This window comes from Anaerococcus porci, assembly GCF_009696575.1.
GTDB lineage: Bacteria > Bacillota > Clostridia > Tissierellales > Peptoniphilaceae > Anaerococcus > Anaerococcus porci.
The window spans coordinates 20,024-27,389 of record NZ_VULQ01000019.1 but is presented as its reverse complement, the minus strand read 5'-3'; the positions used below and the strand labels follow the sequence as shown (position 1 = coordinate 27,389).

Below are 7,366 nucleotides of genomic sequence, written 5' to 3'. Positions count from 1 at the left end.
CAAAAACTAATTCGAGAAAAAAGTAAGTTAGTCGCATAAATTTTTAAAAGTGTTGCCTCAAAAAATGAAAGTATATGAGGCTTGTTTGCTATGCACATTTTTAAGTTTTGTGACTTGAAAAAATTTTAAAAAATTTTTAAAAATAACTATTGACTTCCTTAGTTGGTCTATTAAAGTTATAAGCATTAAGCGTGTATTTAATTATCAATAATTATATCATACTTAAGTATGATTTTCTACTGTTCGTATTGACAAAAAGAAGATGAGTATATATAATGATAACTAAGTTATCATGGTTGGATTTTGTAGTAGGAAGAAGGTGAATGAGTGTTGAGTTTAAGTGGGTATGATGCTACTCATAGCAAAATTTTAGAAAGTGGTATAAAAAACTTTTTAAAAGATGGTTATGAGAAATCTAACTTAAGAAAGATTTGCAAAGAAGCTGGGGTAACTACAGGAGCTTTTTACCGTCATTTTGATGATAAGGAAAATTTGTTTACAAATTTGGTAGAACCTTTTGCAAGTCAGATTCTTGATATTTATAAAAATTATGAAAGCAAAAGTCTTAAAACTTATGAATCTAATGAAGAGTTAAGTAAAAATAAGTTATTAGAAATACTGAAAATGAAAGAAGAAGCATCTGTAAAGTCCGTATCTTTCTTTTATGATAATAAAGATATTTTTGAGCTTTTGATTTTTTCTTCATATGGTACAAAATACGAGAACTTTATTGATGAAATTATAGGATTTGAAGATGAAAATCATAAAAAAATTTTAAACCTAATTTATAAGAATGGATATAGGAGCGTTATTACTGATGAGGGACTACATCTTATAAACCATGCTTACATTTATGCGCTATCAGAATTAGTAGTACATTCTAATAGTAAGGAAGAAGCAATTCATAATGCAAAGATTATAGCGGGATTTTTTAATGATGGTTGGAAAAAGATTAGGGGATTATAATCCTTAATTTTTTTAAAAATATGATAACTAAGTTATCTTTTTATGGAGGTGGAAATTATGAAAAAAGAAAATCAATTTAAAAAACTAATGATATTGGCGAACAATCATAGGTCAAGTTTAAATCTGTCAGTGCTACTAGCAAGTCTTGGAGTTATTTTTGGAATACTTCCCTTTATAAGTGGAGGGAAAATTGCTGAAGGACTTATATCAAATGATACTGATAAAAATTACTATATCTTATGGTGTTTAATTGGACTACTTGGTTATGCTTTAAAAACTTTATTATATGCATGGTCTCTATCTATTTCCCACAAGTCTACTTTTTCTATACTTGCTGATATTAGGATAAAAATGATAGAGAAACTTCCTAAACTTTCTCTTGGAACAATAAGCGAAACTCCAAGTGGAGCTTTTAAGCAAAAAATTGTTGATCAGGTAGAAAGTATGGAGAGTCCACTTGCTCACATGTTCCCTGAAATGACAGCAAATTTACTAGGTCCTGTTTTTGTATTTTTATATCTTTTATTTGTAGACTGGAGAATGGGACTCTTATCCCTCGTATCATTTCCAATAGGTATGTTTTTTATGGTAAGTGTTTTTAAATCTTATGGAGATAATTTTGCTGGTGCGATGAAAATCGGAGGAGAAATGAATTCTTCTCTTGTAGAATACGTAAATGGGTTAGAAGTGATAAGGTCATATAATCAGACAGATAAAACTTATAAAAAAATCACCGACAAAGTTTATGCTAATGCTAAATATTATTATGACTGGATGACAAAAACTCAATTTGGAATGTCAATGTCAAAAGCAATCACTCCAACTACTCTTCTAGCTATACTTCCATTGGGATATATCTTTTATAAGAATGGATCTTTATCCTTAACAGGATATCTACTTTCCATAATTTTATCCTTTTCCTTACAAGGATTACTAAATACTATGATGAGATTTACAACTATAGGAGCTCAAGTAGGCACTTTAGTAGAAAATGTGGAGTCTGTTCTTAATGCGACTGAGCAAATTCACAGTGAAGAAAAAATTGTTATTAAAAATCATGATATAGAGCTTAATAATGTGAGTTTCGAGTACGAAGATGGTCAAGAAATCTTATCAGATATTTCCTTACAAATAAAAGAAGGAACTAAAAATGCTTTTGTAGGTTTGTCAGGTGGCGGAAAATCTACTATTGCAAAATTAATTGCAGGATTTTGGGATGTAAAGAAGGGTGAGATTAAGATGGGCGATATTCCTTATGAAAACATTCCTTTAGAAGAGCTTTATGATCAGGTATCTTTTGTGTCCCAAGACAACTTTTTATTTGATGATACTGTAAGGGAAAATATAAGAATGGGTGACCCTAAGGCGAGCGATAAAGAAGTTGAGGAAATATCAAAAAAAGCTGGCTGTCATGAATTTATATCTCATTTGGAAAATTCATATGAAACTAGGGTTGGAAAACAAGGTGAAAGTCTTTCTGGAGGCGAAAGGCAGCGAATCGTTATAGCTAGAGCGATGCTAAAAAACGCCCCTATAGTTATATTTGATGAAGCAACGGCCTATATGGATCCAGAAAATGAATATTTAATTCAAAATTCTTTAAATGAATTAATTAAAAATAAAACTGTAATCGTGATTGCACACAGATTATATACAATAAAAGATTCGGATAAGATTTTTGTAGTAAATAATGGAAAAATTGAAGACTCTGGTAAGCATGAAGATCTTCTAAATTCTTCAGAGACTTATAAGAAGCTTTGGAAAACAAGTATAGGAAAGGAGGATTAATATGTTAGAAACCTTAAGTAAAATTTGGAGGTTTTCAGCTAAGGAGAAGTCAAACTTAAATAAATCTTTAGTTGTATCAGTAATTCATGCATTCTTTTATGTTTTGCAAATGGGAGCAGTTTACTTTATTTTGTTAAGTGTTGTAAATAATGGAGAAAAATTAAGAACATCCTTAATGGCTTTTGCTATTATTCTTGCATCTATATTTGGACGAATGATAACAAATTATTACGCACAGTTAAGACAAACTCATGCAGGTTATTTTATGGTTGCAAATGCAAGAATTAAAATGACAGATAAGTTGAAAAAAATTCCAATGGGTTTACTAAATAATTCAAAAATGGAAAATATTTCAGGAATATTAACAACAGGGCTAAGCGAAACAGAAAACACTGTTCCTTCAATTCTCATAACCATGCTTACTGGATTTTTAACAGCCTTTGTTTTTACTATCATGGTTTTTGTTTTTGATATTAGAATTGGGATTGTAGTTGCAATAGCAACATTAATATACCTTTATGTTAGTGATAGAATGCAAAAAGTTTCAGCTAAAGTTGCTCCCAAAAGAGCCAATGCCCAAATTAATTTATCTGATAGAGTTTTAGAACATATACAAGCCATGCCTGTTATTAAATCATTTAATTTAACGGGTAAGGGAGATAAAAACACAAGAGATGCTATTTTTGAGAGTAAAAAAACTAATTTAGAAGTAGAGAGAAGATTTACTCCTTATACAATTTTTTCTTCTCTAATTTTAAATGTTGCATCATTTATATTGATGTATTTGGCTATTAGATTTTATTTTGATCAAACTATGAATTTAACAAACTCTTTGATGACATTGATTATGTCTTATATGATATTTTCTCAGATTCAGGAGGCAGGATCTTCAATGTCAGAGCTAAGAATAGTAGCAAGTTCTATTGATAAAGTTGATGATATTATGTCGCTTAGTGAGATGAAATCGAAGGCTGGTCTAAAATTAACAAGTAAAAGAAATATTGAATTTAAAAATGTTTCTTTTTCCTATGGAAATAAAAAAATAATAGATAAGGTATCTTTTAAAATTCCTGAAAAAACCACTGTGGCATTTATAGGACCATCAGGAGCTGGGAAAACAACCCTATCAAAGCTCATTGCTAGATTTTGGGATGTAGATAGTGGAGATATTACAATAGGTGGAGTAAATATAAAAGATATTAGTTTAGAAGAATTGATGGATAATATCTCCATAGTCTTTCAATCAGTATATCTATTTAATGATACTATTGAAAACAATATAAAATTTGGAAATCCTAATGCAAGTCATGAGGAAGTCATAAATGCTGCAAAAAAAGCTGCGTGTCATGATTTTATTATGGCTTTGCCAAAGGGATATGACACAGTAATAGGAGAAGGGGGTGCTAATCTTTCGGGAGGTGAGAAACAAAGAATATCAATAGCAAGAGCAATTATTAAAGATGCACCAATTATAATTTTAGATGAGGCAACTGCAAATGTTGATCCAGAAAATGAGGACAAATTACAAATTGCGATTAACTCATTAATGAAAGAGAAGACGGTGATTATGATAGCCCATAAATTAAATACCATAAAAAACGCTGATCAAATCATCGTCTTAGAAAAGGGTCAAATTGTTCAAAAAGGTGAACATGACGAATTAATTAAAGAAGAAGGTATATATTCTGATTTCATTAAAATCAGAGAAAAAGCTGAAAATTGGAAAATTAAATAAGGAGGAGAAAATGAATTTAAAAAATATTGTAAAAATTGCTGTTTTTTCAGTTATAGGATTTGTGTTAACAATGGGACTTGGTTATGCTACAGGAGCTTTAGGTGTAATGCCTAGTTTATATTTGTCTTGCGCCTTTGCTACGATTGTAGTAGCGCCAGTATTTGTAATTTTGGCAAGGAGTGTAAAGGTGAGGGGAACCGCATTTTTATATTTCTTTTTGATAGGACTATTCTACACTCTTATGGGGATGTGGCCTATTATAATTATAAATACCATTGCTGGAATATTAGCTGAACTTGTAGTGGGAAGTAGTGAAAATTATGATAGAGGCAATAGTAAGGTTGGTCTTGCTTTTGGAGCGGGTATGTTTGTATATTCACTTCATCCTATGATAATTGTGTTTTTCTTTTCAAAATCTAAGGCGATGCTTGAAATGATGGGAGCGGACTACTTTGACTTTTTAAGAAACTTTTACACACCTGCAAATATTGGAATTTGTTTTGTTATTTCCATAATTGCATCAATCATTGGTGCAAAATTTGGATCATATATCTATAATAAGTTTTTTGCTGGGAGGAATAAAAAAAGTGTTCTTGGTTAAAAGTAAAAAAGAGAAAAAGGAAGTAATTAGCCCAATTACTATAATTGGGCTAATTATAATCTTTTCTATAATACTCACAATAGGAGATGAAGCTTTTTATATTACATGTCTACTATTAAGCTTGTTATCATTATCCATTTATTCAGTAAAGTTAAGTTTTAAATTTACTTTATTTTTGATTGTAATTTTTATTTTAATAAGGATTTTAGAAAATTATTTGGGTGGTGTCTTTATTGGCTCGATATATCTCATGCTTAGAATTATATTTCTTTACGCTCCTATATTTATCATGGCAAGAGTTATGAGTCTATATTCGGCATCTTTTATTGTAGCTTCTTTTACTAATAGAGGAATGCCTACAAGCTTTGGACTTCCTATTGCTTTATTCTTTAGGTTTATACCTGAAATAAAAATAAGACTCCAAGAAATAAAAGATGGACAAAAGATAAGAGGATTTAATACTAGTATATTTCACCCAATAAAGACTTTTGAGCTTTATTTTGTGCCTTTACTTTATAAATGTCTTGAAATAAGCGATGTATTAACCTGTTCAATTATTTTAAAGGGGATTGAAATAGATTGTAAAAAAACATCCATATATAATTTGCAATTTTCAAAATTTGATTATTTTATGTGGGTTAGCACAGTTATTATGCTAGGAGCAAGTCTATGGAAAATGTGATTAGTGTTAATATTAAATCTTTTTCTTATGGAGAAAATGAGAATTTAAAAAATATTAAATTTAATATCAAAGATGGAGAGTTTATTTTATTAACAGGCAATTCTGGTTGTGGGAAGAGCACACTAATAAGAATAATTACGGGTCTTTTTCCAAGCTTTTATGAAGGAAAATTAGATGGAGAGGTTGAAATTTTAGGAAGAGATATAAATGAATATAAAAAAGGAGAACTTTCAAAAATTTTATCCATTGTTTTTCAAAATCCCAAAGATCAGTTTTTTTGTACAAATGTTTATGATGAAATTGCCTTAGGGGCAGAAAACTTGGGAATTAAAAGAGATTTGATTATAGAAAAGATAGAGTCTATAAGTAAATTGCTTAAAATAGAAAAACTGCTTGATAAATCTATTTTTTCACTATCAGGAGGAGAAAGACAGAGAGTAGCTATTGCTTCAGCTCTTATTCAAGATAGTAGAATTTTATTTTTTGATGAACCATCTTCTTCTCTAGATTATGATTCTATTGAAAGCTTTAAAGAGATTTTAAAAGAATTAAAATCTATGGGTAAAACCATAATAGTAGCCGAGCATAGACTTTATTATCTAAAAAACTTATTTGATAGAATTGTGTTTATGAAAGGTGCAACAATCAATGAAATTTTCACAAGAGAAAATTTTAATAATAATCTAGCCAAAGAATTAGGACTTAGGACTTTAGAAGAAAAAAACTTAAAAACTGAAAGAATTTTTTTTGAAAAAGATTCTGTAGAATTTTTTAATAATATATATGTAAGTGTTGGTAAGAAAAGCATTTTAGAAAACATTTCTTTTGATTTAAAAAAGGGAGAAGTTTTAGGAATACTTGGGAAAAATGGATCGGGTAAGACATCTCTATCAAGAATAATAACTGGACTTGTTGGAAAAAATCAAGATACAAGTATAGGTGTACGAGAAAAAGAAAGACTAAAAAATTCTTACCTAGTCCAGCAGGATGTAGATTCACAAATATTTTTAGATACAGTTGAAAATGAACTCCTGTCTATATCATCTGATAAAGAAGAAATTAAAAAACTTTTAAAGGAAATAAATCTTTGGGAGAAAAGAACATCACATCCTCAAAAATTATCAGGAGGTCAGAAACAAAGGCTAGCTGTAATTACTGCTTTTCTATCAAATAGACGAGTGATCATATTAGATGAACCAACATCAGGACTTGATTATAAGAATATGGAAATTATGGCTAAGCTTATAAATGAGTATTCTAAAAAGATTTCAATAGTTATTATAACTCATGATTTGGAATTTCTTTTTAAGTGTTGTAATTTTGCTTTAACTCTAGATAAAAATAATTATGATAGGTTTGTCTTATTTAATAATGAAGAAAAAATATTTGAATTTATTGAGCAAATGTAATATTTCAACTTATCATATATTAAAACAAGGAGGAAATAGACTTAAACATCGAAAGACGATATTTATATAATATATCTGTTAAAAATAATATAGCAAATCCAAAAAGAATCTATATTAAAAATAGTTTCGTTCATTTTAGAGGACTAACCGTGCCCAAGAGCAGGAGTCCTCTTTTTTGACTAAAA

6 protein-coding genes are annotated in these 7,366 nt (G+C 29.3%); all 6 read left to right on the top strand.

The genetic code is table 11. From position 1 onward, the window contains the following. Positions 1-327: 327 nt before the first annotated feature. Genes FYJ26_RS10200 through FYJ26_RS10175 form a run of 6 tightly spaced genes read left to right on the top strand, consistent with a single transcriptional unit; the run spans position 328 to position 7,181 of the window. On the top strand, positions 328-966 hold the full coding sequence (locus FYJ26_RS10200) for a TetR/AcrR family transcriptional regulator (RefSeq protein ID WP_456237005.1): 639 nt from the start codon (positions 328-330) through the stop codon (positions 964-966). Between the two features lie 57 nt (positions 967-1,023). Continuing rightward, positions 1,024-2,754, top strand: coding sequence for an ABC transporter ATP-binding protein (locus tag FYJ26_RS10195; protein ID WP_154542079.1), 1,731 nt, complete (start codon positions 1,024-1,026; stop codon positions 2,752-2,754). Between the two features lies 1 nt (position 2,755). After that, positions 2,756-4,489: an ABC transporter ATP-binding protein gene (locus FYJ26_RS10190; RefSeq protein ID WP_154542077.1), complete on the top strand. Its 1,734-nt coding sequence runs from the start codon at positions 2,756-2,758 to the stop codon at positions 4,487-4,489. A 10-nt stretch (positions 4,490-4,499) separates the two neighbouring features. Further along, positions 4,500-5,090 carry an MptD family putative ECF transporter S component gene (locus FYJ26_RS10185; RefSeq protein WP_019118518.1) on the top strand — a complete coding sequence of 197 codons (591 nt, stop codon included), beginning with the start codon at positions 4,500-4,502 and terminating at the stop codon, positions 5,088-5,090. Next, a complete protein-coding gene (locus FYJ26_RS10180) occupies positions 5,020-5,772 on the top strand; it encodes an energy-coupling factor transporter transmembrane component T (protein ID WP_326831259.1) in 753 nt (250 codons plus the stop codon). Before FYJ26_RS10185 ends, FYJ26_RS10180 begins: the two co-directional genes overlap by 71 nt. Then, positions 5,760-7,181: an ABC transporter ATP-binding protein gene (locus FYJ26_RS10175; protein ID WP_154542075.1), complete on the top strand. Its 1,422-nt coding sequence runs from the start codon at positions 5,760-5,762 to the stop codon at positions 7,179-7,181. The genes FYJ26_RS10180 and FYJ26_RS10175 overlap by 13 nt, the downstream gene beginning before the upstream one ends. Positions 7,182-7,366 lie beyond the last annotated feature (185 nt).

Coding starts and splice junctions, on each gene's coding strand:
- FYJ26_RS10195 (WP_154542079.1), top strand. CDS start 1,024: ATGAAAAAAGAAAATCAATTTAAAAAACTAATGATATTGGCGAACAAT.
- FYJ26_RS10190 (WP_154542077.1), top strand. CDS start 2,756: ATGTTAGAAACCTTAAGTAAAATTTGGAGGTTTTCAGCTAAGGAGAAG.
- FYJ26_RS10185 (WP_019118518.1), top strand. CDS start 4,500: ATGAATTTAAAAAATATTGTAAAAATTGCTGTTTTTTCAGTTATAGGA.
- FYJ26_RS10175 (WP_154542075.1), top strand. CDS start 5,760: ATGGAAAATGTGATTAGTGTTAATATTAAATCTTTTTCTTATGGAGAA.